Source organism: Exiguobacterium sp. s21 (assembly GCF_018617975.1).
In the GTDB taxonomy this organism is placed as follows: Bacteria; Bacillota; Bacilli; order Exiguobacteriales; family Exiguobacteriaceae; genus Exiguobacterium; species Exiguobacterium mexicanum_A.
In genome coordinates, this window is sequence record NZ_JACSLF010000003.1 from 83,423 (window position 1) to 107,459 (window position 24,037).

Consider the following 24,037-nt stretch of genomic DNA (forward strand, 5'->3'; position numbering starts at 1 on the left):
GAGCCCTTCATTCGACCAGTTTCTTCATCACGTGGACGTGGTCGCCCCATGCCGTGACGGAATCTTTTTCGTACACATAACCTTGTCGTTCCCAAAAGTGATGTGCCCGTTCATTGTGCGGCAAGACTCCGAGCCGAAACACCGTCTGGAAAGGGCGCATATATTCCTGTTCAAGTTGCTCATACAGCCGTTGCGCGACACCGGTACCATGAAATCGCTCGTCGACGACGAACAGGCCGAGCCAGAGCGATCCGTCGACTGGATGTTCTTTCAACAAATCAGCGACCGCGATGACGCCCCCTTCTTCAAACACGAGGCTAACGGTCCCTTCGGCTTCAAAGTCGGTCAAATTCTCGTCTCGAAACGCTTCAGGCGTCTGTCCGTTCAAGCTCGCGAACGCCGACTGCCGCAATAAGAACGTCGCGACTTTGTCGCGCCACGTCGCATCATAGACGTGAATCATCGGCGCAACTTCACCATCTCATCACGCGCCTCGGCGTAACGGTCAATCAAACTTTCGCCTTTTCGGTGCAACAGACCCATATAGAGCGTATCGATGATCGTCAACTGGGTCATCCGTGACGCGATGCTCGCGATTCGGAAGTCACGTTCGACGCTCGGCGTGCAAAGACGGACGTCCGCCTCCCGATAGAGCGGAGATTTATCGAGGTCCGTGATGGCGACGACCGGCACCCCTTTCTTTTTGGCGAAGCGGACGAGTTCGAGCACATCTTTCGTCCGACCCGACGTGCTGATGGCGACAAAGACGTCGTTCGGTCCGAGATGCGGGATGAGTGACAACATGTAATGGAAGTCTTGCGACGTCTGGGCCGCATAGCCGAGCTTTGTGAATTTATATTGCGCGTCATAGGCAGCCGTTGACGAACCGCCGACCCCATAAAACACGACCCGGTTCGCTCGGGCAAACGTATCGATTGCATGCTCGAGCTCACGCTTGTCCATCGCCTCGGCGCACGCCTCGATCGCCATCTTGTTCACATGGATGACTTTTTGAAACGAATCGTACGGTGTGTCTTTCTGCTGTAACACGTTGAAGTCGGTGAGTGTCGTCTCGGTGATGGCCAAGTCTTTGACGAGGGCGAGCTTGAACGCCTTGAAGCTGTCGATGCCGACGACACGGGCGAACCGGACGATACTCGCCTCTGACACATCCGTCTTTTGAGCAAGTTCTTTCGTCGTCATGTTCGGAACGAGCGTCGAGTGGGTCAAAATATAGTCTGCGATTTTCTTCTCGACAGACGTCATCTCACTTTTAGCGAGTTCGATTTTTTTGAGTAAGGATTCCATCGGGTCATCCCCTTCCTACTTCTAGTTTCTGTTTCCATGATAGCGGATTCTTTCTGCACAAGCCAACTTGGATATGAAAAAGGTCAAGCCGAAGCTTGACCTGATCGTTATAAGTTTTTAGCATTGAACGTATCGCCGCCTTGAATCGTCCCGTTTTGGAACCCTTTGTCGAACCAGCGTTTCCGCTGTTCGGACGTCCCATGGGTGAACGAGTCTGGCGTCACATAGCCGCGTGCCTGTTTTTGAAGCGTGTCATCCCCGATTTGGTGCGCCGCATTCATCGCCTCTTCGACGTCGCCAGCCTCGAGGTAGCCCATGCCTTGGGCGTGGTGGGCCCAGACACCCGCATAATAATCGGCCTGAAGCTCGAAGCGGACCAAATATTTATTGAATTGCGTCTCACTCAGCTCGTTACGGAGCGGCATGATCTCATCGGTCGTGCCGAGCAACGTCTGGACGTGGTGGCCGACTTCGTGGGCGACGACATACGCCATCGCGAAGTCACCCGGTGCGTTGAAACGTTGACTGAGTTCATCATAGAAACTTAAATCGATGTATAGCTTTTGGTCACCGGGACAGTAGAACGGTCCGACAGCTGATCCCGCGATACCGCAGGCAGATTCAACCTGGTCTTTATACAAGACGAGCGTCGGTTCCCGATACGTCAATCCGTTCTCAGCGAATATATCGGTCCATACTTCCTCGGTATCCCTTAGCACGACCGACACGAAGTCCGCCATCTCTTCTTCCCGTGCCGACCCTTGGTACGTCTCGGACGACTGTGGTTCGCCGATCCCGATGTTGTTGACAATGTCTGCCGGATTGCCCCCGTTCAGCAACGTGAAGACGATGACCAAGATGAGACCGAAGCCTCCGCCAATCCCGGCAATCCCTTTCCCTCCGACACGTTGTCCCCGTCGATCTTCAACGTTACGACTTGCTTGTCTACCCTTCCATTTCATCCGCCTGTTCCTCCTACGTCTAGTCTGTCTTGTTCATTACCCCGTTTTCACATATTTCGCACCTGCATTTTTTCTTTGTACTGTCCGCTCAATCGATTTTCTGCTTTCCACCCGCCCCACCTTTCACTAGAATGAAAGGGAACGAACTAAAAGGAGGAAATGTTATGCCATACGTAACTGTTAAAATGCTCCCAGGCCGCACGGTCGAACAAAAACGTGCGTTGATTGAAAAAGTGACGGAAGCCGTCTCGGAGACGACGAACGCACCGAAAGAAAACATCACCGTCTTCATCGAAGAAATGGACGCGACGCACTACGGTCAAGCCGGCGTTATGCACGCGGACAAGAAGTAATCGAAACGACCGCCCTTCCAAATCGGAGGGCGGTCGTTGTTTAGTCTTCTAAATTCACTTCAAACCGCTCGCTCGGGACGGTCGGTTTAATGAGGTGACGCGTCGCGCGCCAAATGTGATAGCCGATTCGGTCGAGCCAGAGGAGAGCTTGCACCTTTTGAATTGTTTGGTCCATCTCGAGTTGATTGGCCGCCGTCTCCTCGAGCAGTTCGGCCCGGTGTGCTTTTCGATATTCGGCGAGCTGTTTCGAGGCCGTCTTCCACTGCCGAGACTCTTCCGGGGGCGTGTGATGGTTGAGCGTCTCCAACATGTCGAGTTCATGCAAGACGAGCTGGCGCGCGACCAGGAAGTCTGTGTCCCGGAGCGCGTCGACCGGGTCGACTTCTCGCATGACGAACAGCCACCGCTCCAAATGATCAATCGTATGAAGCAGCGACAAGTGTTGCCCATAGTCATTGCGGCCCCGCCCTTCCTCCAATTGAATCGTGCTCAAAAAGACACGGACGTCCCCGAGCGTCTTCTCCACGAGTTGGAGCTCGTCGTCGCGCTTTCGTCCTTCCGCTAGCAACAGTTTCGTCTCTTTGGCGAGATAGCGCTCGATTTCAATCAACGAGCGTCGGGCCGCTTCGAGCGCGACCGTCGGGATGCGGGCCATGTTCGGGTTCAAGAACCGGGTCAGCTTCTCAGCCCGGCTCGGGACCCACTTCAGCAACCGACGGCTGAACGCCTCGTGGAACGGCAAAAACGTGAACACACCGAGCAAATGGAACGAGGTGTGGAACAAGGCGAGCCGCAACAGTTCATTCCAATTGAGACGGTCGGCCACACCGTTGACGACGCCGAACAAGAGCGGGAAGGTTAGCCAGCCGATAAGTAAAATCGAGCCGTGGACGAGCACGTGCGCCAAGACGATGCGGCGGGCCGACTTCCAGCCTCCGATCGACCCGAGCGCGACGACGAGACTTGTACCGGCGCTTTGCCCTAAGACGAGCAGACACGCTTGGGCAAGGGTGACCGTATCGGTCGCGAGCGCCGTCATCGTCAAGACGAGACCGATGCTTGAAGACTGCAATAAAACAGTCATCAAGAGGCCCGTACCGAGAAGCGCAAGTTGGTGGAGCGGTGTGTCCGCTTCCCAACTGGCGAACGAGAACGTGACAACTTCCCGCATCGCCTCTTGGAGCGTTCCGATGCCGACAAAAATGAGGCCAAGTCCGACCATGAGCATGCCGATGCGTTTGACGCGCCGCCCAACCAAGCGCAGCGCCATGCCGACCCCGATGAGCGGGAGCAACAGCTCGCGGATATCGACGTTATAACCTAAGAGCGCCACGATCCATCCGGTCGTCGCGCTACCCGCGTTCGCTCCGATGACGAGTGTGAGCGCTTGGGTGAACGTCAGCAGGCCGGCACTGACAAAACTGATTGTCATGAGCGTCGTCACGGTCGAGGACTGAAACAACGTCGTCATCGTCGCTCCGAGAAAGGCACCCGAAACAGGTCCTTCAGCCAAGCGATTCAATCGTTGCCGGAGGCGTTCCCCGGCCATGCTTTTCAACGTATCCGTCAACAGCATCATCCCGAGTAGGAAGATGCCGACTCCCCCGACCAATGTACCGATTCCCATGGTGTCACTTCCTTTTCAACGATTCAATCGCCTCGTAACGTTGACAACATCCATGTTTTTTCTGATGCGTGATCTTTCAAGTTGAGCAGTACGTCCTCCGGATAATAGATTTTCTCGTCGGACTGTCGTGAGTTTAAAATCGATTGGACGAGCATCGACACTTCCGAAATTTCCCGGCGGTCGCCGTCATTCATCTTGAGATAGATGCCTTCGTATGTCCCGTGCCCTTTATACAAATCGTATGGCAATTGGCTGAGCTGATCCTCGAGCAAGTAGTAGCGGGTCGGTAAACCGATTGCCTCCATCGTTGAACGCAAGCGGTCCATATAGCGGACGCGGTTCGCTTCCGGGAAGTTTTTATACTTCAACAAACGACGGTTGACGAAGCGGCTCGCAAGGTCGGCCAAAATCGGGTCTGCCTCATCCATCCATTCCTGGAAATAGAAATAGACGATCGTCTCATCGAGCTTCAAATAATGCTCGAGCGTCATGTCTTCATGGTTAAAAATCGGCAAGAAATGCTTTGGAGTCATCTCGAAAGAATAACCCGATTCGTATAGTTCTTGCGCCCGTTCGAGCACGGCTTTGAGCAATAAATCGCTCGATCGCGTCGCCGGATGCAAGTAGACTTGCCAATACATTTGATAGCGGCGCATGATATAGTCCTCAATCGTATGCATCCCCGACTGTTTGACGACGACTTGATCTTCATCAGGACGCAGCACTCGCAACATCCGCTCAAGATCGAACTTCCCATAACTGACACCGGCGAAATGGGCGTCGCGAAGCAGATAGTCCATCCGGTCGACATCGAGCTGCGAGCTCAGTATATTGACGAGCAAGCGGTTCGGGTGCGTCTTATTGATGATGGCCGCCACTTCTTCCGGGAAACCAACGCCCATCTCCGACAGCACTTTGTTCACTTCCGTGTCGCCAAGGATGATTCGTTCGGTCCATACCTCGTGACGAACGGCGAAGACGTGCTCGAACGCGTGTGAGAACGGACCGTGGCCGACATCGTGCAGAAGCGCCGCTGCGAGCAACAGCTCCCGGTTGCGGTCGTCCCACTCTGGATACTCGTGGAATTGGTCGATCAGCTGCCGCGCGATCTCATAGACGCCGAGCGAATGATGGAACCGGGTATGTTCGGCACCATGGAACGTCAAAAACGACGTCCCGAGCTGTTTGATGCGCCGCAAGCGCTGAAACTCTTTCGTGTTGATCAATTCCCAGACGAGATGATCATAGACATATATATAGCGGTGAACCGGATCTTTGAACACTTTCGACCCCGATAATTGACCTCGTGACGTGTACATGACGTTTCCCCCTACATTTCATTAATGATTGGATTCGACTTCTAGCGCGTGGTTCCTCCCATGCTATAATGGGGAGGAAATTATTTATTGAAAAGGAATTATGTATATGACCCATCCATTATTACAACAACCGACCTACCGTGTCATCGATCAGTCCTCGCTCGGTCCTGCGTTTCAAGCCGAGCAATCGTTCGCGACGGACGACACGCTCTGTGCGTCGACCGCAACGTCTGGTGCCGTCCTCAGGGCCTGGGTTCATCTAAACACGGTCGTGCTCGGCATTCAAGATGCCCGCCTGCCTCACTTGTCAGACGGCATCCGTTTTCTACATGAACATGGATTCCGTCCCGTCGTGCGAAATTCAGGAGGGCTTGCCGTCGTCTTGGATGAAGACGTATTGAACTTATCCCTGATTTTACCTGAAAAAGACGGGATTCAAATCGATAGCGGCTACGAGGCGATGACGTCGCTCATCCAACTCATGTTTCAAGACGTGACGACAGACATTGTCGCTGGCGAAATCGTTGGGTCTTACTGCCCCGGCAGTTTCGACTTATCCATCGGCGGCAAGAAGTTCGCCGGCATCTCACAGCGCCGTGTCCGTGGCGGTGTCGCCGTCCAAATTTATTTGAGCGTCCGCAAGAGCGGGAGCGAACGCGCCGCCCTCATCCGTGATTTTTATGAGCGCGCCATCCAAGGCGAAGCGACAAAGTTCACCTACCCGGCCATCGTCCCTGAGACGATGGCGTCACTCGAGGACTTGCTCGGTATCCCGCTCACCGTCGATGACGTGTTGCGCCGCGCCTACACCGTCCTTAGTGACGTGAGCCGGCTCATACCTGGCACTCTCGACGCGGACGAGCAGGCGATGCTCGTGACCCAGCTCGACCGGATGTGGAAGCGCAATGAACCGATTCGTGAGATTGAACAACAATTAATAGAGGAGTGACCGCATGTTTAAAATCATAACCGATACCGGCGCCGATTTGACCCAAGACCAGATCGTCGAGTACGGTCTCGAAATGCTACCGCTCGGTGTCGTCATCGACAACGACGAATTTTTAGACGGTGAGACGATTCAACCAAAAGACGTGTACGACGCGATGCGTGCCGGGAAGACGCCGAAAACGTTCCAAATCGAGGCGGCCCGCCTCGAACAATGTTTCCGTCAACATCTCGAATCGGAAATCCCGTTCCTGTACCTCGCCTTCTCCGGTGAGCTTTCAGGCACCTATCAGACGGCCGTCATGGTCGGCAACCTACTTAAAGAAGAATACCCGAACGGCACGTTCCATATTCTTGATACGCGTGCCGCGTCCGTCGGCCAAGGACTGTTCGTCAAGACGGTCGCTGAATATGGCCAAGATCATACGTATGAAGAGACGGTCGCCTACGCGACGTCGCTCGTCGGCAAAATCCGTCATTTGTTCACGGTCGAATCGCTTGAATATTTGATGCGCGGCGGTCGTGTCTCAAAAGCGAGCGCGTTCATCGGGGATTTGTTGACGATTCTACCGCTTTTGACAGTCGAAGACGGCAAGCTCGTCCCAATCGAGAAGGTGCGCGGTCACAAGAAAGTGTTACGCCGCATCGTCGAATGGATGACCGAGTCGAAACCGCTCGTCGAGGGTGGGCACGTCTTCATCGGCCACGGCGATGATCCAGTCAAAGCCGACCAATTCGAGGCGTTGTTACGGGAACATGTGAACCCGGCGAGCGTCACGAAGACGATTGTCGGTTCGGCCATCGGGGCGCACACAGGCCCAGGCTTGCTCGTCGTCGGCTATTTCGAGGCGTGACAATCAAACGAAAAACCGCGAGCATCCTCATGGGGCGTTCGCGGTTTTAGTTTACTTGTTCCAGTTACGGAATCCGTCACCAAACTCGAGGTGCAAGTCATCTCCGAACACGCCGTTCTCGAACGTCGGTACGTCGACCGGGAGTTTGCCCGTCGGTTTCACTTCACCAAAGATGGCGCGAATGCCGGCCGGGAGGTTCGGTCCTGCCGATTTGGCATTGCCCGCCTCTGAATCCGGTCCGTTCGGGTCACCTTTGAAACCGTAGATGATGAGCTGGGCCGGTGCATCCGGCTGAACCGCCACATCGTACGGGTTACGCAGGCTGAGCAAGACTGACTTCTTGCCCGTCTCGTTCGCGTAACGGAACACTTCGGCCGGCACGTAGTTGTCCGCCGACGTCGATTTCAGCTTGGCGCTGTTGTTCACGTTCGAACCGACAATGATATAGTCGGCCGCATCGAGTTTCACTTTCAAGTCTGGGTTTTGATCTAAGTGTTTCGTCGATGCCGTATAGTTCGCGGCGATGACGTTCACGTCTTTCATGTTGCCGGCGTTCTTCTCGAGCGACTTGATCGTCTTGATCATGCTGTCCGTCTGGTCTTTCGCCGGTGACAAGACGAGGACCGTCTCACCTTTTTTCGGTTTGAACGGAAGCGTCTTGTCGTCGTTCTTCACGAGCGTGACGGCCGCTTCGGCGATCTTACGTTCTTTCGCTTTATGCTCGGCACTGCCGACGACCGCGTTCGCCTCGGCAATCTTCGCCTCGAGCGTCGTCGTGTCGACCGACTCGTCCCAAATACCACGTTTCGCTTTGAGCGTCAAAATGCGCTCGACCGCTGCATCAATCTTCTCTTCTGACAGGCGTCCGTCCTCGACAGCGCCCATGACGTCTTCAAAAATCGTCTCGAGCTTCACGACGTCCGCGTTCGACCGTAAAATCGTCGGCATGAGCGCGATATCAACGCCCGCATCGAACGTCTTGATGACCGCTTCCGCTTCCGTGAAGTTGTCGGCGATCGCCTGCATGTTCAAGGCGTCCGTGACGACGATGCCTTCATAGCCCATCTCTTCACGCAAGACGCCGGTGATGACATCGTCCGAGAGCGTCGCTGGGAGCGGGAACGTGCCGCGTGGCGAGTTCACGACCTCATCCTCGATTTGTGGCATGCCGATGTGCGCCGTCATAATCATGTCGATGCCTTCCGTGATGGCCCGTTTGAACGGTAACAGTTCGAGACCGCGCAAGTCTTCGAGCGACTTATCGACGATCGGAAGCCCGTAATGCGAGTCGACCGCCGTGTCACCATGACCCGGGAAATGCTTCGCCGTCGCGGCGACACCCTGGTCTTGAATTCCTTGTGTCATCGCCGAGCCGAGCTCGCCGACGAGTTCCGGGTCGCTCGAGAACGAGCGCACGCCGATGACCGGGTTGGCCGGATTGTTGTTGACGTCTAGCACCGGACCGAAGTTGACGTTCACCCCGAGTGCGTTCAACTCAGAACCGATGATATTCCCCGCGTCGTATGCGTACTGGCTGCTCCGTGTCGCCCCGAGTGCCATGTTACCCGGCAAGTTCGTGCCCGTTCCAAGCCGTGTCACAATCCCACCCTCTTGGTCGATCGTGATGAAGAGCGGTATATCGTTGCTTTCGTCTTGTTTGACGACTTCTTGGAGGTCGTGGACGAGTTTCGTCGTCTGTTCGGTCTCGGTCACGTTTTCCGCGAACAAGATGACACCCCCGAGGTCAAACCGATCGACGACCCGCGCCACGTCTGTCGCGAGTGCGGTATGGTTCGCCCCGTTCCATAATCGGAAGTCTGGCATGATCATTTGGCCGAGCTTTTGTTCAAGCGTCATCGAATCGAGCTTGGCGTCGACACGCTGCTCAATCGACGGGGCCGGCGTCTCCTCTGCCACGACCGCGTTCGCCATCGGGACCGATGAGACGAGTAATGCTGTCGTCAGTCCGAGTGTCGCCGTCCAGTTCAGTGCCTTGTTCATATTCCTTCACTCCTTTTTGAAAGTTTCCCCGACCCCCAAACAAAAAGGCATGGAGGAAGAAGCGTTGCCTCACCAACGCTCGTTCACCCCATGCCTGATCGTATCAGTTACATATGGTCCTTATTCAGGTGGTCAACGTCAGTATAGCAATTCAAAAAATGGGAAACAACACTTCACGTGAAAGCGTAACCATTTTGAAATATATGTTCTGTTTTGACACACAGCTGACCTGTATTGGCAAAGCCAATAATTTCGCTGGTTCGAATTCGGCCCCATCTTTGGTAAACTCATTCCGTTAGGGGTTAACTTTCACAAAGGGGGAAATCATCTTGGCAAGAGGGGAAATCAAACGAAAGCCGGAATGGTTAAAGATTAAACTGAACACGAACGAGACATACACCGGTCTCAAAAACATGATGCGCGAGAAAAATCTACATACCGTCTGTGAGGAAGCGAAATGTCCGAACATCCACGAATGTTGGGCCGTCCGCCGTACGGCGACGTTCATGATTCTCGGAAGTATCTGTACGCGGGCTTGCCGCTTCTGCGCCGTCACGACAGGCAAACCGAACGAGCTCGACTGGGAAGAACCGAAACGCGTCGCCGAATCGGTCCGTCTCATGAATTTGAAGCACGTCGTCATCACGGCCGTCGCCCGCGACGACTTGAACGATTACGGGGCGACCGTCTTCGCCGAGACAGTCCGCGCTGTCCGTAGCATGAACCCGGAGACGTCAATCGAAGTGCTCCCGTCCGATATGATGGGTGACTTCTCGGCGCTCCAGACGCTCATCGATGCCGGACCGGACATCATGAACCACAACTTGGAGACGGTCCGCCGTTTGACGCCGAGAGTCCGCGCCAAAGCGACGTACGACCGGACGCTCGAATTTTTGAAACGGTCGAAAGAGCTGAACCCGGACATCCCGACGAAGTCGTCGATCATGGTCGGACTCGGCGAGACACGCGAAGAGTTGATTGAGGCGATGGATGACCTGCGGGCCCACCACGTCGATATCCTCACGCTTGGCCAATACTTGCAGCCGACGAAGAAGCATCTCGACGTCGAGCGTTACTACCATCCAGATGAGTTCGCCGAGTTGAAAGAGATTGCGTTGGCGAAAGGCTTCTCCCACTGTGAAGCCGGACCGCTCGTCCGTTCTTCATATCATGCGGACGAACAAGTCCACAAGGCGCGTCGTCATACGATGTTGCCAATCGACTAAGAGAAAGAAGAGACGTTTATGACTGGAACGACATGGCATTTGCTTCACACCGCCCCGCTGTCCCCGGCCGAGAACATGGCCATCGACGAGGCCATCGCCGGCTGGGTCGCACGCGGCGACATGAAACCGACACTCCGTTTTTACGCCTGGGCCCCGCACGCCATCAGCGTCGGGCGCTTCCAACGGGCGACGCGCGACCTCGACCGCGACGCGCTCGCGTTGAATGGCATCCCGGTCGTCCGCCGTTTGACCGGGGGACGGGCCGTCTTGCACGCGGACGAGCTGACGTATAGCGTCATTCTCCCTGAGACGATGCCGTCCTTGCCGACGAACGTCATCGAGAGCTATCGCCTCCTGACCGAAGGAGTGCGTCGCGGCTACCACGCGCTCGGCGTCCCGGCCGAATTCTCGGTACCATTGACCGAGGCAGACCGCGAGGCACTCCGAAAACCGAAGTCGGCCGTCTGTTTTGACGCCGCTTCGTACTACGAGCTCGCCGTCGGCGGGAAAAAGATTGCCGGGAGCGCCCAAGTGCGCCACCAAGGCGCCGTCTTGCAACACGGGTCAATCCCATTGTCGATTGACGATGACGTCCTGTTCGACTGCTTCAATCTCGAGGCCGATGCGAAGGCGGAGGCGAAAGCCCGATTTGGTGACAAGGCCGTCTCCTTGAACGAGACACTCGGCCGACCGGTCGCCTTCGACGAGGTCGCGGCGGCGTTCACGGACGGGTTCCGTGACGCGTTCGATTTGACGTTCGAACCGCTGACGTTCACCGAGGCGCAACAACAAGAGATTCAGGAGCTCGTCGCCAAGTATGAGAGTGATGAGTGGGTCTGGAAACGCTAAAAACGAGTCGCGAGACTCGTTTTTTGATATAAAGGTTTCGAAAAGAGATGGTCATCTTCTACTTAATCTTTTGAATCGTTCAGTCGACCAAAACAAAAACGGATGGCTTGTGCCATCCGCCTAGTCAGTCATTCCGTTCCAAACGTTTTCGCTTCACGAGGAAGCCGAGATATGGCAGACCGGTGAAGACGAGTCCGATGACGACGAGCGTCTGGAGCACCAAGATGATGGCTTCCGCCGTCTGCGGCCAATCTAGTTGAAGCATGAACACGAATCCCAGTGATAACAGTAAGCAAATAAGCGCCCCCCGGCCCATCGTCCGTTCGACTTGCCCGTACTTCTCTTCGGTCGTCTGGCGATCGGTATAGAGAGGTGTCGCGTCCGGACTGCCTTTGAATACGTGAATCTCATCACCGGTCGACGTCACGTGCTCCCACCCGCTCGCGGCGAACAGCTCAAAGTAATCCTCGTCAGGCTGTTTGCGATAATCGAGACTGTAGCGTACGTCCATCGGCTCCCCTTCGACGAGCGTATAGCCGAACGGTGCGAACTTCTCTAAATGCCAGCCCCGGGCTGCCATCTCCCCTAGCTTTTTCATCTCCCGCTCTTCGGCGAACGCCAGTCCCCAACTCGACATATATTTCCGTTTCATCGGTGTCCCTCCCCTTCCAAAATGAAGCGTGCATCGTCAACGATTGCTTGTCGTCGTTTCAAGTCCTCAGCCACGAGTGCGCGGCCTTGGGTCGTAATCACATAACTCTTCTTCTTCCCGTCCCCGTCGAGCGGCTCGATGAGCTGCGCGTTCACGAGCTTCTTGATGATGGTGTACATCGACGCCGGTCCGATTTTGATTCGTCCGTTCGTCAACTCCTCGACGAACTGCATAATCAAATAGCCGTGACGCGCCTCGGTCAAGGCGAGCAGGATATAGAGCATGCTGTCGGTCAATTCTCCGAGCTCGATTGTGTCGTTACGTGGCATCCCGCCACCTCCTATATCATTCATTGATATATCTTACTCTAAATATATATCGTTTAATGATATATGTCAATAAATGATATAAAAAAGCCGCAGACAGTTCGTCTGCGACCTTGTTAACTAGTGACGTAATCTAAATCGTGCAAGATGTACGCTAAAAAGAACAACATGCTCGGGTTCTCGTAGCGCATCTGCACTTTACGAAGTTGCTCCCGATACGTGACCTCGTACTCAGCCCCGTTCATCTTCCGCTCCATGTTCATCTTGATGAGCGCGTCGAGTTTGTCCATCATATCGACGAGCATGCCTTCATACGTATCATCTTTCGAATCGGCCATATAGCGGCGGAACGCCGGCTGCATATAGTCCGGGAGGAGCGACAAGAGCGCCTCGCTCTCGGCTCGTTCATACGCCTCGAACGCCGCACCGGTCTCGGCGGTCGAATGTTTCACCGGGCCGAGCACGTCCCCGGTCACCCCTTCGACGAGGTCGTGACAGAGAAGACGGGCCGTCAATTCGGCGACATCGACGTCGACGTCATATTTCTCGCGCTCCAACAAGCCGCTGAACAGCCCGAGCGCGGCCGCCCGGAATCCATGGATGGCGTCGTTATCGTCGATCGTATTGAAACGGCCTTTCCACCGTCTTACACTGTCCATCCGCATGACGTTCTCGATGAACGTCGCCACGTCGGTCTCGGCCTCGACTTGTTCATAGAGCCAGCGGACCGATTCGAGCGGATGATTGCGCAGGGCTGCTTTCATCTCTTCAAGCTTCGCGACGAAATGGGGCGAGCCGTGTCCGACTTCCCGGCGGACGAACAGCATCGCGTCGAACGAATCGATTCCATCGACGAGCCGTCCTTCGAATGAGTCGTCCTCCGCCTCGACGAGGAAACGATAAAAATGCGGCCGGAGCGACTGCGACAACAACTCGACGAGTCCGAGACTCGCCGTCCGCTCCATCCGTTCGATATGTTCTTTGAGCGTCGGTTCTTTTTTCGTCCGGTGCATGATTGGACCGGTCTGCACTTCGTTCATATCATGGAACAGCGCCTTGCCGAGCACGTCGAGCAAGTTGACGTCCCGTCCTTTGTTCTCTTCGTAATATGCCGCGATTAAGCTGAAGACAGCGACGCGGAAACTGTGGCTTGCCGCATTGTCATGATAATGCGGTGCATACTCGTCCCATCGTTGCACGTTCTGCATGCGTGTCATCTTGCGGATAAACGTTCCGTTATACATCAAATTCCTCCTTGGTTCAGTCGCTCCCACGAGTCATCGTGACAGACGATGTAAAGCATATCGCTCGCCTGAAGCGGTGTATCGAGCACCGTCGCGTAATCGAGACGGTCGTTGACGGCGATTAACGTGACGCCTTGATGCAACAAGCTTTCCGCAGCGTCCCGGATGGTCGTCCATTCCGGTTTCGGCGCGAGCGCCTGGATGTTGCCGCCTGACTGTTTACTAAGCAGCTGACGGAAAATCGATGTCGTCCCCGGCTGCAGCGTCGCTTTCGCCATGAGGAGTGACACCGAGTCGTTCGCGAGAATAAAGTCGTCGATTCGGACGTGTTTGAATTTCGAGATGTTCCGTTCTTCGCACACCTCGACGACCGTATGCAAATCGACGCCGCGTTCAGACGAGAGCGCTTCGACCGCCGAGGCGATGAGGAGCGACTTGCCGTCGGCGAGGAGCGTCTCCGTGATGCGGGCATCCGCGAAGATGGCGACCCGGCGCGCCTTTAAAATATTGGCCTGCAAGAGCACGGACTCGTCCGACGCGTCACCGTGGACGAAGTGGACGTGATCGTGGTCGTACGGTTCTTGCTTCAACTGATCGATTAAGACGATCTCGGCCTTTGGCTCATAGACGAGCACTTCATCAATTGCCTTTTTCGTCTTCGGCGACCAGCCGATATAGACGTAATGCCCTTCTCCTCGATACACTAACTTCCCCTCCCGTTTTAACCGTTGAAACGTCGCACCGACTTCAACGAGTTTTCCAATCAACGCCCCGATAATCCCGATCCCGAACAGGAACAAGAAAATCCCGAGCCAACGTCCCGCGACCGATGTCGGAAAAAAGTCACCGTATCCGACGGTCGTGAGCGTCGTCATTGTCCACCAAAACGAGTCGAACATCGACGGGAACGTCTCGGGCTCGAGCACAAACCCGAGGACGGTACCGGTCAAGATGATGCCTAGCGATGCCAAGACGACGTTCAAAAACGATAATTTCGATAATCCGCGCCAGACACGAAAAAAGATATGCACAGAAAATTCCCTCCTTTTCCTATATACTAGAGACAACTTACTTGATTTACGAAACCACGTTACGTTCGGTTCCGTATAGAAAGAAAAAAGAAAGGACGACGTCATGAACTCAATCGTTTTAGAATATCGACTTTATAAAAATGAGCTTTCCTTCGAGCCACTCTACCATTATACATCGCTCGGCCTCGATGAAGTACTCGCCCGCCGCGAATGCGAATTTTTCGTCAAGGACGGCATGACCTACAAACAGCGCTCCTCGGCGCTCGAAGGCGAGCAATACTTCTTGATTTACGTCGACCGCTACACGGAAGGCCCCGTCGACAAACACGAGACGAGCGACATCAAAGTTGAGATTCGCACGCTCGACGACCGCTTCGACAATCCGATGCTCGAGGCGTATTACGTCGACCGCCATCTCGACGCGCTCGCCATGCTCGGCAGCCAGTACTTGTACGTCGCCGGCAAAGAATATGAACGTGACTCGGCCGAGGCGGACGAAGATCGTGGCGTCTATGTCATTTACGTCACCCCTACAGGTTATACATTGGAGGAATCAACATGAAGACAAGCAAAAAAATCTTGAGCAGTCTGTCAGCCGCGGTATTAACCGCTTCACTCGCGGCGTGTGGCACCGACGAAACCGAACAAGCAACGTTACCGGAAGAACCGACGGGCTATGAGTGCGACGATTGGGACTGGGATGATGAGACGGAGTCATATTACTGTGACGACGAGCGCTCCCCTCACTTCGGGAGCTTCTTCTTACTCGGTAGCTTGTTCAATTCAAAGAGTGCATTGAAGAACTCCTCGTCTTATAAGAATTACCGTTCGAATGGCGGCGCCAACAGCATCACCCCGAACAAATCAAACTCAAGTTCCAAATCGGGACTCGGGAGCGGCTCACGAGGCGGCTTCGGGGGATGAAACGGGACGCATTATTCGGCCAAATCCCTTTCTTTTGGCCTGACTTGAACGACGAAGAATACGCCCTTTACGACTGTCTCTCCATGTCGGATGACGCGGTGAGGCAGATTCGAAAGGCGACGCGTGACGTCGATGCGATTTTTCGTAAGACGAACCGGCTGTTGCGAACGCTCCCGGACGATACGCTCCGCTTGCTCGGTTATCCCGAGGCGAGCTTGCCGTTCCTTCGGGACAAGGCGCTGCCGCAAGAGACGGTGATTGGCCGCTATGACTGGATTGTCAAAGACGGCACCATCAAATTGATGGAGTTCAATGCCGACACGCCGACGTTCATCAAAGAACTGTTCGATGTGAACGGCTATGTGACGACAGAATTCGGACTCGATGACCCGAACGCGACGTCGACCGACGAGCTCAAGACCGAACTTCGAAAAGCCGTCATCGCGGCGTGGCAACGACTCGGCCGGGACGGGACACCGAAAATCGTCTTCACGGCCCACGATGACAACATCGAGGACAAATGGACGACGCGTTTCCTCCAAGAGACGCTCGACTTGCCGTCGGAGTTCGTCCCGCTCGACCGTTTGCTCGTCGATACGGACGGCGTGTTCACACCGTCCGGGGAGCGGATTGACGTCTTGTATCGTCAGACGTACCCGATTGAACATCTGATCGACGACCGGGCACCCGATGGCGATTTAATCGGCATCCGCCTGCTCGAACTGAACGCGGCCAAACACGTCTCGCTCCTCAATCCGCTCTCGGCGTTTCTCATGCAGTCCAAAGGCGTCCAAGCGCTCATTTGGGAACTGTATGAGGCCGATACATATTTCGACGAAGCGGAGCGTTCTATCATCGAGACGTATTTTTTACCGACGTATCTCGAGGCCGAGCCGTTTATCGGCAAGAGCGCATACGTACAAAAGCCCGCCTTCGGCCGGGAAGGCGACTCGGTCATCCTATATGACCAAGCCGGTGTCCCGTTCCATAAAGAGGCGCTCCAGACGTACGCGGACGAGACGGCGGTGTATCAACAGTTCATCGAGCTGCCGACCCGTCTGACGAACACGGTCAACGGTCCGCTTGAGACGCACTATATGGTCGGCTGTTTTTGCTTGAACGGCCATCCGTCCGCTCTCGGTGTCCGCGCCGGCAGCATGATCACGAACAACCAGTCTTACTACTTAGCCATCGGCACAACAAAGGAGAATAACTTATGACGTTCATCACGCTCGATTCCATCTTGAGCTTCCTCGCTCACCTCGGCACAGGGTTTGGCCTGATTTTAGCCGGACTTGTCGTCTTCGCCCTTACGACGAAGTATTCGGAACGTAAATTGATTAAAGAAGGTAACGTCGCCGTCGCCTTGAAACTTTGGGGAAAAGCGATTGGACTCGCCATCGTCATCTACACGGTGTGGGCGAACAGCGTTAACTTGCTCGATGCCTTCATCTGGGGACTCGTCGGGATTCTCGCTCAAGTGCTCGCCTTCTGGACGTTTGAATACGTCCTGACGCCAGGCGTGAACTTAGAGAAAGAAGTCGAGAACGGCAACCTCGCCATCGGGATCAGTCTTTTCTCCGCCTCACTCGTCGTCGGCATCATCGTCGCCGCGAGCTTGACGTACTAATCAAACAGCCCATGCGCTCAGGATTGAGGCATGGGCTGTACTTGTAGAGGAAGAATAAAACGTCTACACGCAGACTGACTTGGGCTTTGCTCATTTGTTTCGCAAATGAACGTCCTCAAGATGTCGCCTTTATTCAAATAACCGGCAATCATTATCAAGAGAGGCATGCTTTAAACGCCATTGATGATGACGACTTTTCTACAACCCACATCATCATATTAGATAACGCCCCAAAGAAGAGCTTTACCCTTCAAACGTTAAAACAACATGGGCAAGTTCTCGACACCATTCATTAATCTGAAATCAAAATTGAGGCAAGGGGGAGAAAGATGTCAAAACGTGGACTCGTACTATTGCTGATGGGCATGCTCATCGTCATCGCGATTTCGGTCACGGCCGGCGTCGGGTATTATCAGGACGAGCAACGAAAACAACCTTTGGCACAGGCGCAACAAAAACTGCATGAGCACATGACCGCCCAAGGCTGGTACACATACGTAGAAGGCAGCACCGTCGTCTTATTTACGAATGAAGACGAGACGATTCTCGGTCTCGGTATCATGAATTCAGATGGAGGCTTCAACGTGTCGACATGGGACACGATTGAAGAAAAACCATTCGATTCGATTCACTTTGGCAATACGACTGATGAATACATCGGGATTCGCTTCAACGAAAAACCGGAAGATGTGTCTTACGTGCGACTGAGCGGTTCGGATTGGAGCGAGACATACACCGTGAACGACCCTCGAGGCGAAGGGTACGTCATGTCTTATTTGATCACGCTCGGTGAATCACAACGGGGTAGATTCGAGACACTTGAGACGCTCGACGGCGACAGAAATGTGCTTCATTCTGAACAATTATAAAAACCGCAAACCGATGACCGGTCTGCGGTGATGTGACGACTGTTTTGGCAGTCGTCTTTTCTTATGCTTTGGCAAGTACGGCCGATGGACCGAAGAACTCATAACGGGCTTGTGGAATCGTTTGGACGACCGTCTCCATCATCGCGGTCGGACCGCACGTGTAGACGTCGTGTCCCTCGACATCAAGTGCTTCGAGTTGTGTCGCACTCATGCAGCCTGATACGTCATCGACGTGTGTGATGAGCTGGAGACCAGCGTTTACGAGTTCATCGAGCTCTTCACCGAGCGGACGGAGGTTCGTGCTGCGAACCGCGTGCAATAACGTGACTGAACGCCCTTGGCCGAGTGCCGTTTTCGCCATGTTGAAGAGCGGTGTGATGCCGATGCCGCCAGCGACGAGTGTGAGCGGACGATCTGTCTCTTCGAGGACAAATTCGCCAGCTGGGGCACTCACTGGAATTTCCGTGCCGACCGTCTGCTCATGGAGCCAGTTTGAGACGAGACCTTCCGCCTTCGGAGCGATCCAGTAGCCGTCTTCTGTCGTCTCGACGACGCTATATTGACGATGGTGCAAGATGTCTTCCCCAGCGATACGGGCTTGGACCGAGATGTATTGACCTGGGATGGCCGTCCCGACGACGCCATCGTTCGCTTTGATCCGGAATCGTTTCACTTCCGGCGTGTCTTCGATCACTTCAGCGACCGTGAACGGTTTGAAACCGATCCATGGCGCATCGGCATACATCTGTTTCTCGAGTGAGATGAAGACGTCGGCGATGACACCATATGCTTTCGCCCACGCGTCAATGATGTCCGGCGTGGCTGCTTCACCGAGCACGTCTTGAATCGCGCCGAGTAAGTTCTCGCCGACAATCGGATAATGTTCCGGACGGATGTTCAAGCTCTTATGTTTATGAAGCGCCGGTTGGATGGCTGGAAGAATCGCTTCGAGACGATCGATATGGACGGCTGCCGCGTAGACAGCGTTGGCGAGCGCCTCTGGCTGACGACCGCGTTTTTGGTTCGTATGGTTGAAGAAGTGGCGGACTTCTGGGTTGTTTTCGAACATGCGCTTATAGAAGTGACTCGTGATGGCAACGCCGTGGTCTTTCAAGACCGGTGCGGTTGCTTTGACGATATCCATGGTTTGTTGATCTAACATATTGTTTCCCCCTTTTTGAAAGTACACGTCCATTATGTGAGGTAAGTCACTTCAAAAGCAATATATAAAATACTTGTTTAGACACAAGTTCAAATTTCCGCCTTGAATCCGCCACGCTTTTTTCACATCTTCCATCGTCGCGCTTTCGTCAGATGTCTTGTACAATGAACGGATGAAGAGGTGAAACATCATGCGGCTCACGCAAACGTGCGATTACGCACTCCGAACACTCATGTATAGCGCCACGTTCTCCCATCGTCTCGTAACGATTCAAGAAGTGGCGGACCAATATCAGATTTCAAAGAATCACGTCATGAAAGTCGTCTATGAGCTCGGCAAGCACGGTTATCTCGAATCGGTGCGTGGCCGTGGTGGCGGCTTCCGGCTCGCCCGACCGATGGAGGACATCAACGTCGGCGACGTCGTCCGGACGATGGAACCGTTCGAGCTCGTCGAATGTTTCGGCGAAGGACGATGTGTCATCGCGCCCGCATGCGATTTGCGGAGCGTCTTGAACGAGGCGATGCTCGCCTTCCTGCACGTGCTCGACCGCTACACAATCGCCGACCTCGTCGCCAACCGGACGAACGAACTCGCCATGTTGCTAGGCATACAAAGAGGCTGGGACATAACTAGCCGGCTTTAAAGCTTTTTAATAAAAAGAGGGGTCCGGTCACCGATTTTCGGTGGCCGGACCCCTTCTTTGCACTTCCCCCGATGCCTTTGGCGATGAACTTCCGTAGGTTCACCGCCATGAGGGCGAAGCCGAGCTCGCGTTTCACGCGCTGTTTTCCCCTGACGGAGAAGCGGGTGAAACCCAAATTGGCCTTCAGATATCCAAAAACTGGTTCCACGTCCGTCTTACGTCGGGCGTAGAGGGCACCGGTTTTCTCATCCGAAAGCAGCGTTCTCATCATATGTTTTTGTTCTTCCCAGGCCCCGTTCACGCTGACCTGGCGGTGTCTCCCCGGTTCGGCCTTCGTGCACGACTCTCGGAACGGGCAGCCGTCGCAGCTCTCGCACTCGTACACACGGAAGTCGCGGGTGAAGCCGTCCCGGTCGGTCCTTTGGGACTCATGGCTGAACGGGAGCCGTCTCCCGTCCGGGCACGTGAACGTGTCGGTCTCGCCATCGTACGCCCAGTTCGCGATGTTGAACGGGTCCTCGCGCCATTTCTTCTTCTGTTCCTTCCGGTACATCGTGTGCGGGATCAAGGGCAGGCGCCCCCGGCGCTCGAGGATGTCTGTGTAGTTCGGCTGGCTCCCGTATCCCGCGTCGGCGACGATATGGGCGGGCAGGTCGAGGAACGTTTCGACCTCGTCGAGGAACGGGATCAACGTCTTCATGTCGGTCGGGTTCGGATAGACGTCATAGGCGAGCGTGTACTGACCTTCGGTTGCGATCTGGACGTTGTAGCCGGGCTTCAGTTGGCCGTTCTTCATGTGATCTTCTTTCATCCGCATGAACGTCGCGTCCCTGTCGGTCTTCGAGTAACTGTTCCGTGTGCCGAAGATGGCCATGTGCTCCTCATATCGGCGTTTCCGGGCGGCGAAATCGGCGGCCTGTTTGTGGAGACGACGGGGCACCTTCCGTTCCGCACGCAATCGTTTCCGTTCGGCGACGTCGGTCGTCGAGGCGATCTCTTCGTCGATGGCCTCGATTTTTTCTTCGAGTCGTGCGGCAACCTGTTCGAGTTCTTGGACCGAGAGCGCGTCCGGGCTCTCCCGTTCGATTTCGGGGATGACCTGGTCGGCCATCAGTTCGTCGTACAGTTGGTTCGACTTCTCGACGAGCGCGGCGCTGTATCGCTCGATCGCCCTCCGCCAGACGAACGTATAACGGTTGGCGTTCGCCTCGATCTTCGTGCCGTCGATGAAGATCGCCTCCTCGTCGATCTCGCCGGTCTCGACGAGATGGCATCTGAAGGCGACGAACGCGGCCTTCAGGATCGGGGCGACGGCCGGGTGGACACGGAAACGGTTGATCGTCCGATAACTCGGCTCGTGGCCCTGGGCGAGCCACATCATCCGAAGGCTGTCCTTGAGTAGGCCTTCGATCTTTCGGCCCGAGAAAGCGGACTGCGTGTAGGCGCAAAGGACGATCTTCATCATCATGCGTGGATGATAGGCCGGGCAGCCCGTCGTTCGCCAGAACGGCTCGAAGGCCTCGTCGGGGATCTGTTCGACGAGATCGTGGACGGCGAAGGCGATATCGTTTTCCTGGAGACGGACTTCTAAATCTAGGGGCAAAACCAATTGGTTCATGGTATACTCTTTGTACATGGGGGCACCTCCAAAGTTATGGTTTGGTCACTTTAACTTTATCAAAGGTCGCCCCTATCTGTTTAGTCCAAAATGTGTGCACGAACCCATAAAAATGACAAGAGGCCCCCGGGAGCGAACAAGTCGCTCCCGGGGGCCTCTTTGTTATAAATCTACTGAGTTATGTCCCAGCCTCTTTGTATGTCGGTATGATGTTTGCATGTCATCCCCACCAACGCTTCATAATTTTCTTCACGTATAACTCAGGAGAAGTATATTCCAGGAAATGATATAAACAATTGTTCAAATCAATCTCGAGGCTTTCATCAAGTTCATTCCCGTCCTCATCGTACAACTCGAAGTGTCCATACTTCCAGTCATCATATGCGTCTTGAAGCAAATCGTGATAAGATATCCAATCCCTTCCGAAATTTGAGATGAAAGTCGGTTTCCATTGATTAATATGGATGTTGTGCAACAACTCCTCAAATGGAGACGAGTACCATTCTTTTTCTCCAAGGTTTTTTACGATGGTTTGAAACACTTCCTTCGTCATCGGCTCAACGTCCCCAGAATAGTCATAGCTGACTTTATTGAATTGGTAGGGGTGTGGAAACGACTCTACTGTTTTGACCCATTGATACGGAGGATATTTCTCGATGAGGTCCCCTAACAGTTTAGAAATGACCAAATTGACCTCCTGCTCGTCCAATCGTTTCATCCTCTCACTTATGTTAGCCGTGTAACCAATTATAGCGGTTTCAACTTCGCCTCGATTTCAGCTCGTCGCGGCTCGAGAAACGGCGGCAGCGCCAAGCGTTCCCCGAGTGACTCGACCGGCTCATCGGTCGCAAAGCCCGGCCCGTCCGTCGCGAGTTCCACTAAAATCCCGCTCGGCTCACGGAAATAAATCGATTTGAAATAATAACGGTCGATCAGGCCCGAATGACTGATGCCGAATGAATCGAGCCGCTCGACCCAACGCGCCATCTCGTCGTCATCCTCGACGCGGATCGCGATGTGGTGGACACTGCCTCGTCCTGGACGCTCCGACGGTAAATCTGGACGGTCGACGAGATGAATCTCGGTCGCCACACCCCCGTCCCCCGTCTCGAACACACGAACCGATTGGCCGTTCCGTTCGAACTCGGACGTGAACCGATAACCAAGCACGTCCGTCAGTACCCGCTCCGTCTTCTCAATTCGCCGCACCGTCCACTCGCTAAATCCGAGGCCGAAGACGGCGACGTCTGCCGGCACCGGTCCGTTTTTCCGCGGCGTCCCTGATCCGCCCTCGACGAGACAGAGCCGTTGCCCCTCCTCGTCCTCGAAGTAAAGCGTCGGACGACCGAGCACTTCCTCGACCGGATCATGGAGTACATCGAATTCGAAAAATCGCTCAAGCCAGTACGACAATGCCCCGTCCGGCACCCGAAGCGCTGTCCGCGAGATGCTGCTCGACCCTTTATACGTTTGCCCGAGAAAAGGCAGCTCGAAGAACGTCAAATCCGTCCCCGGTGTCCCCGATTCATCTGCGTAAAACAAGTGATACATTGATGGATCGTCTTGGTTGACCGTCTTTTTGACAAGTCGCATCCCGAGTACCTCCGCATAGAATCGCAAGTTCTTCAACGCGTCCCCTGTCATCGCCGATACGTGATGTTGTCCTAAAATCGCCTTCATCCGACTTCTCCCCTTTCAACTTTGATTATATTGTACCATCCACAAATAAGTAAAGTTAGCTTTACATTAAGTAAAGTTTACTTACAATGAAGATAGAAACAAGAAATGAGGTGGCGGCATGCCATTAATCAATCGCGTCAAAGAGTTGCGGGCCCGGCATCAATTGACCCAAGGCGACTTGGCAGCCAAGGTCGGTGTGACGAGACAGACGATCATCTCGCTCGAAAAGGGGAGCTACACCCCGTCGCTTCTGCTGGCGATGCAAATCGCCCGCGTGTTCGAGGAACCGGTCGAATCTATTTTCACAATCGAGGAGGAAACAAATTGAAACACGTCGTCATCCAATCCATCTCCAGCATCATCTTGTATGTCCTGATGGCTTTTCTGTTCAGTTCGTTCTTGTCTAACGTGTCGACCGTCATCGAGACCGACCGATTCGAGATTGAGTTTAACCTGTTACCGCTCTTGCTGTTAGTCGGCTTCTTTATCATTTGGACAATCTATTCGTTCAAGACACGCCCGAACCAAAACTTAAGCTTCGGCCAATGGTCGGTCCGGATGACGGAATTTAGCGAAGTCGACGAGCGGGAACAGATTATCACGGCGAAAGCGACGAAAGCGGCCTACGTCTCATTCGGGATCACCGTACCGCTCCTCATGGCGTCGTTCATGTTTTATCCGCTGTTCGAGAACGCGCTCCCAGCCTATCCGATTTACGCGCTCGCCTCGACACTGATCATCTCGACACTCGTCTATATGACGACTTGGATCCGCGCCTATACCCGTTAAGGAATTCACCTCGAATTCCTTT

General features: G+C 54.4%; 27 protein-coding genes. 13 read left to right on the top strand and 14 right to left on the bottom strand.

Annotated features, from left to right (window positions below):
- Window positions 1–7: 7 nt before the first annotated feature.
- The 3 genes from KNP06_RS04985 to ypfJ all read right to left on the bottom strand — a co-directional run bounded on the left by KNP06_RS04985 (window position 8) and on the right by ypfJ (window position 2,270).
- Window positions 8–463, bottom strand: coding sequence for a GNAT family N-acetyltransferase (locus KNP06_RS04985; protein WP_214711074.1), 456 nt, complete (start codon window positions 461–463; stop codon window positions 8–10).
- Entirely contained in the window at window positions 460–1,308 is an 849-nt protein-coding gene (locus KNP06_RS04990) for a MurR/RpiR family transcriptional regulator (RefSeq protein ID WP_034779356.1), read from the bottom strand. The genes KNP06_RS04985 and KNP06_RS04990 overlap by 4 nt, the downstream gene beginning before the upstream one ends.
- A gap of 107 nt (window positions 1,309–1,415) precedes the next feature.
- Window positions 1,416–2,270, bottom strand: a complete 855-nt coding sequence (ypfJ, locus tag KNP06_RS04995) for a KPN_02809 family neutral zinc metallopeptidase (protein WP_214788002.1) — start codon at window positions 2,268–2,270, stop codon at window positions 1,416–1,418.
- 164 nt (window positions 2,271–2,434) lie between these two features.
- Between ypfJ and KNP06_RS05000 the strand changes: the two genes are divergently transcribed.
- Window positions 2,435–2,623, top strand: a complete 189-nt coding sequence (locus tag KNP06_RS05000; protein WP_138858730.1) for a 2-hydroxymuconate tautomerase — start codon at window positions 2,435–2,437, stop codon at window positions 2,621–2,623.
- A gap of 40 nt (window positions 2,624–2,663) precedes the next feature.
- On the opposite strand, the gene KNP06_RS05005 is transcribed toward KNP06_RS05000, so the two are convergent.
- Both KNP06_RS05005 and KNP06_RS05010 read right to left on the bottom strand, forming a co-directional pair.
- Window positions 2,664–4,250 (bottom strand): Na/Pi cotransporter family protein, encoded by a 1,587-nt coding sequence (locus KNP06_RS05005; protein WP_214711073.1) that lies wholly within the window; start codon window positions 4,248–4,250, stop codon window positions 2,664–2,666.
- 23 nt (window positions 4,251–4,273) lie between these two features.
- On the bottom strand, window positions 4,274–5,569 hold the full coding sequence (locus KNP06_RS05010; protein WP_138858727.1) for an HD domain-containing protein: 1,296 nt from the start codon (window positions 5,567–5,569) through the stop codon (window positions 4,274–4,276).
- A gap of 100 nt (window positions 5,570–5,669) precedes the next feature.
- On the opposite strand from KNP06_RS05010, the gene KNP06_RS05015 reads away from it, so the two are divergent.
- Window positions 5,670–6,518, top strand: coding sequence for a lipoate--protein ligase family protein (locus KNP06_RS05015; protein ID WP_214711072.1), 849 nt, complete (start codon window positions 5,670–5,672; stop codon window positions 6,516–6,518).
- 4 nt (window positions 6,519–6,522) lie between these two features.
- Window positions 6,523–7,368 (top strand): DegV family protein, encoded by an 846-nt coding sequence (locus tag KNP06_RS05020; RefSeq protein WP_214711071.1) that lies wholly within the window; start codon window positions 6,523–6,525, stop codon window positions 7,366–7,368.
- A 51-nt stretch (window positions 7,369–7,419) separates the two neighbouring features.
- Here KNP06_RS05020 and KNP06_RS05025 read toward each other — a convergent pair whose 3' ends face one another.
- Window positions 7,420–9,369 (bottom strand): glycoside hydrolase family 3 protein, encoded by a 1,950-nt coding sequence (locus KNP06_RS05025; protein ID WP_214711070.1) that lies wholly within the window; start codon window positions 9,367–9,369, stop codon window positions 7,420–7,422.
- Window positions 9,370–9,695: 326 nt separating this feature from the next.
- On the opposite strand from KNP06_RS05025, the gene lipA reads away from it, so the two are divergent.
- Window positions 9,696–10,595: a lipoyl synthase gene (gene lipA / locus KNP06_RS05030; RefSeq protein ID WP_308162274.1), complete on the top strand. Its 900-nt coding sequence runs from the start codon at window positions 9,696–9,698 to the stop codon at window positions 10,593–10,595.
- An 18-nt stretch (window positions 10,596–10,613) separates the two neighbouring features.
- On the top strand, window positions 10,614–11,444 hold the full coding sequence (locus KNP06_RS05035) for a lipoate--protein ligase family protein (RefSeq protein ID WP_214711068.1): 831 nt from the start codon (window positions 10,614–10,616) through the stop codon (window positions 11,442–11,444).
- A gap of 124 nt (window positions 11,445–11,568) precedes the next feature.
- Here KNP06_RS05035 and KNP06_RS05040 read toward each other — a convergent pair whose 3' ends face one another.
- The 4 genes from KNP06_RS05040 to KNP06_RS05055 all read right to left on the bottom strand — a co-directional run bounded on the left by KNP06_RS05040 (window position 11,569) and on the right by KNP06_RS05055 (window position 14,697).
- Window positions 11,569–12,096 (bottom strand): DUF2812 domain-containing protein, encoded by a 528-nt coding sequence (locus tag KNP06_RS05040; RefSeq protein WP_214711067.1) that lies wholly within the window; start codon window positions 12,094–12,096, stop codon window positions 11,569–11,571.
- A complete protein-coding gene (locus KNP06_RS05045; protein WP_214711066.1) occupies window positions 12,093–12,425 on the bottom strand; it encodes a PadR family transcriptional regulator in 333 nt (110 codons plus the stop codon). The genes KNP06_RS05040 and KNP06_RS05045 overlap by 4 nt, the downstream gene beginning before the upstream one ends.
- Window positions 12,426–12,538: 113 nt before the next feature.
- Window positions 12,539–13,666: a YfbR-like 5'-deoxynucleotidase gene (locus tag KNP06_RS05050; protein ID WP_214711065.1), complete on the bottom strand. Its 1,128-nt coding sequence runs from the start codon at window positions 13,664–13,666 to the stop codon at window positions 12,539–12,541.
- Entirely contained in the window at window positions 13,666–14,697 is a 1,032-nt protein-coding gene (locus tag KNP06_RS05055; RefSeq protein ID WP_214711064.1) for an ion channel, read from the bottom strand. Before KNP06_RS05055 ends, KNP06_RS05050 begins: the two co-directional genes overlap by 1 nt.
- 103 nt (window positions 14,698–14,800) lie before the next feature.
- On the opposite strand from KNP06_RS05055, the gene KNP06_RS05060 reads away from it, so the two are divergent.
- From KNP06_RS05060 to KNP06_RS05080, 5 genes are all read left to right on the top strand, one after another.
- The gene (locus KNP06_RS05060) at window positions 14,801–15,259 is read left to right on the top strand and encodes a hypothetical protein (RefSeq protein ID WP_214708348.1); all 459 of its coding nucleotides are present in this window, start codon (window positions 14,801–14,803) and stop codon (window positions 15,257–15,259) included.
- The gene (locus KNP06_RS05065; protein WP_214711063.1) at window positions 15,256–15,621 is read left to right on the top strand and encodes a hypothetical protein; all 366 of its coding nucleotides are present in this window, start codon (window positions 15,256–15,258) and stop codon (window positions 15,619–15,621) included. The genes KNP06_RS05060 and KNP06_RS05065 overlap by 4 nt, the downstream gene beginning before the upstream one ends.
- The gene (locus KNP06_RS05070) at window positions 15,618–16,841 is read left to right on the top strand and encodes a glutathionylspermidine synthase family protein (protein WP_214711062.1); all 1,224 of its coding nucleotides are present in this window, start codon (window positions 15,618–15,620) and stop codon (window positions 16,839–16,841) included. The genes KNP06_RS05065 and KNP06_RS05070 overlap by 4 nt, the downstream gene beginning before the upstream one ends.
- Complete coding sequence (locus tag KNP06_RS05075; protein ID WP_021066039.1) at window positions 16,838–17,251, top strand: DUF350 domain-containing protein; 414 nt, start codon at window positions 16,838–16,840, stop codon at window positions 17,249–17,251. The genes KNP06_RS05070 and KNP06_RS05075 overlap by 4 nt, the downstream gene beginning before the upstream one ends.
- 329 nt (window positions 17,252–17,580) lie before the next feature.
- The gene (locus KNP06_RS05080) at window positions 17,581–18,120 is read left to right on the top strand and encodes a hypothetical protein (RefSeq protein WP_214711061.1); all 540 of its coding nucleotides are present in this window, start codon (window positions 17,581–17,583) and stop codon (window positions 18,118–18,120) included.
- Window positions 18,121–18,181: 61 nt separating this feature from the next.
- Here KNP06_RS05080 and KNP06_RS05085 read toward each other — a convergent pair whose 3' ends face one another.
- A complete protein-coding gene (locus tag KNP06_RS05085) occupies window positions 18,182–19,282 on the bottom strand; it encodes a globin domain-containing protein (protein ID WP_138858710.1) in 1,101 nt (366 codons plus the stop codon).
- Window positions 19,283–19,472: 190 nt separating this feature from the next.
- Here KNP06_RS05085 and KNP06_RS05090 point away from each other — a divergent pair, with 190 nt between their 5' ends.
- Entirely contained in the window at window positions 19,473–19,928 is a 456-nt protein-coding gene (locus KNP06_RS05090; RefSeq protein WP_214711060.1) for an RrF2 family transcriptional regulator, read from the top strand.
- Here KNP06_RS05090 and KNP06_RS05095 read toward each other — a convergent pair.
- The 3 genes from KNP06_RS05095 to KNP06_RS05105 form a co-directional block, all read right to left on the bottom strand.
- Window positions 19,915–21,564: an IS1182 family transposase gene (locus KNP06_RS05095; protein ID WP_240731281.1), complete on the bottom strand. Its 1,650-nt coding sequence runs from the start codon at window positions 21,562–21,564 to the stop codon at window positions 19,915–19,917. The two genes, KNP06_RS05090 and KNP06_RS05095, sit on opposite strands and share 14 nt — an antisense overlap.
- Before the next feature lie 202 nt (window positions 21,565–21,766).
- On the bottom strand, window positions 21,767–22,234 hold the full coding sequence (locus tag KNP06_RS05100; protein WP_251129680.1) for a hypothetical protein: 468 nt from the start codon (window positions 22,232–22,234) through the stop codon (window positions 21,767–21,769).
- Window positions 22,235–22,293: 59 nt separating this feature from the next.
- A complete protein-coding gene (locus KNP06_RS05105) occupies window positions 22,294–23,226 on the bottom strand; it encodes a ring-cleaving dioxygenase (RefSeq protein WP_214711287.1) in 933 nt (310 codons plus the stop codon).
- A gap of 118 nt (window positions 23,227–23,344) precedes the next feature.
- On the opposite strand from KNP06_RS05105, the gene KNP06_RS05110 reads away from it, so the two are divergent.
- Both KNP06_RS05110 and KNP06_RS05115 read left to right on the top strand, forming a co-directional pair.
- Entirely contained in the window at window positions 23,345–23,554 is a 210-nt protein-coding gene (locus KNP06_RS05110; protein WP_021066034.1) for a helix-turn-helix transcriptional regulator, read from the top strand.
- On the top strand, window positions 23,551–24,015 hold the full coding sequence (locus KNP06_RS05115; RefSeq protein WP_214711286.1) for a hypothetical protein: 465 nt from the start codon (window positions 23,551–23,553) through the stop codon (window positions 24,013–24,015). The genes KNP06_RS05110 and KNP06_RS05115 overlap by 4 nt, the downstream gene beginning before the upstream one ends.
- Window positions 24,016–24,037 lie beyond the last annotated feature (22 nt).

Excerpts from the sequence above, each read along its gene's own strand:
- KNP06_RS05010 (WP_138858727.1), bottom strand. The coding sequence starts at position 5,569 with ATGTACACGTCACGAGGTCAATTATCGGGGTCGAAAGTGTTCAAAGAT.
- KNP06_RS05015 (WP_214711072.1), top strand. The coding sequence starts at position 5,670 with ATGTATATGACCCATCCATTATTACAACAACCGACCTACCGTGTCATC.
- KNP06_RS04990 (WP_034779356.1), bottom strand. The coding sequence starts at position 1,308 with ATGGAATCCTTACTCAAAAAAATCGAACTCGCTAAAAGTGAGATGACG.
- KNP06_RS04985 (WP_214711074.1), bottom strand. The coding sequence starts at position 463 with ATGATTCACGTCTATGATGCGACGTGGCGCGACAAAGTCGCGACGTTC.
- KNP06_RS05040 (WP_214711067.1), bottom strand. The coding sequence starts at position 12,096 with ATGAAACGGAAATATATGTCGAGTTGGGGACTGGCGTTCGCCGAAGAG.
- KNP06_RS05005 (WP_214711073.1), bottom strand. The coding sequence starts at position 4,250 with ATGGGAATCGGTACATTGGTCGGGGGAGTCGGCATCTTCCTACTCGGG.
- KNP06_RS05025 (WP_214711070.1), bottom strand. The coding sequence starts at position 9,369 with ATGAACAAGGCACTGAACTGGACGGCGACACTCGGACTGACGACAGCA.
- KNP06_RS05105 (WP_214711287.1), bottom strand. The coding sequence starts at position 23,226 with ATGAAGGCGATTTTAGGACAACATCACGTATCGGCGATGACAGGGGAC.
- KNP06_RS05020 (WP_214711071.1), top strand. The coding sequence starts at position 6,523 with ATGTTTAAAATCATAACCGATACCGGCGCCGATTTGACCCAAGACCAG.
- KNP06_RS05060 (WP_214708348.1), top strand. The coding sequence starts at position 14,801 with ATGAACTCAATCGTTTTAGAATATCGACTTTATAAAAATGAGCTTTCC.
- KNP06_RS05000 (WP_138858730.1), top strand. The coding sequence starts at position 2,435 with ATGCCATACGTAACTGTTAAAATGCTCCCAGGCCGCACGGTCGAACAA.
- KNP06_RS05080 (WP_214711061.1), top strand. The coding sequence starts at position 17,581 with ATGTCAAAACGTGGACTCGTACTATTGCTGATGGGCATGCTCATCGTC.
- KNP06_RS05065 (WP_214711063.1), top strand. The coding sequence starts at position 15,256 with ATGAAGACAAGCAAAAAAATCTTGAGCAGTCTGTCAGCCGCGGTATTA.
- KNP06_RS05085 (WP_138858710.1), bottom strand. The coding sequence starts at position 19,282 with ATGTTAGATCAACAAACCATGGATATCGTCAAAGCAACCGCACCGGTC.
- KNP06_RS05035 (WP_214711068.1), top strand. The coding sequence starts at position 10,614 with ATGACTGGAACGACATGGCATTTGCTTCACACCGCCCCGCTGTCCCCG.
- KNP06_RS05050 (WP_214711065.1), bottom strand. The coding sequence starts at position 13,666 with ATGTATAACGGAACGTTTATCCGCAAGATGACACGCATGCAGAACGTG.
- KNP06_RS05095 (WP_240731281.1), bottom strand. The coding sequence starts at position 21,564 with ATGTACAAAGAGTATACCATGAACCAATTGGTTTTGCCCCTAGATTTA.
- KNP06_RS05090 (WP_214711060.1), top strand. The coding sequence starts at position 19,473 with ATGCGGCTCACGCAAACGTGCGATTACGCACTCCGAACACTCATGTAT.
- ypfJ (WP_214788002.1), bottom strand. The coding sequence starts at position 2,270 with ATGAAATGGAAGGGTAGACAAGCAAGTCGTAACGTTGAAGATCGACGG.
- KNP06_RS05075 (WP_021066039.1), top strand. The coding sequence starts at position 16,838 with ATGACGTTCATCACGCTCGATTCCATCTTGAGCTTCCTCGCTCACCTC.
- KNP06_RS05070 (WP_214711062.1), top strand. The coding sequence starts at position 15,618 with ATGAAACGGGACGCATTATTCGGCCAAATCCCTTTCTTTTGGCCTGAC.
- KNP06_RS05045 (WP_214711066.1), bottom strand. The coding sequence starts at position 12,425 with ATGCCACGTAACGACACAATCGAGCTCGGAGAATTGACCGACAGCATG.
- KNP06_RS05110 (WP_021066034.1), top strand. The coding sequence starts at position 23,345 with ATGCCATTAATCAATCGCGTCAAAGAGTTGCGGGCCCGGCATCAATTG.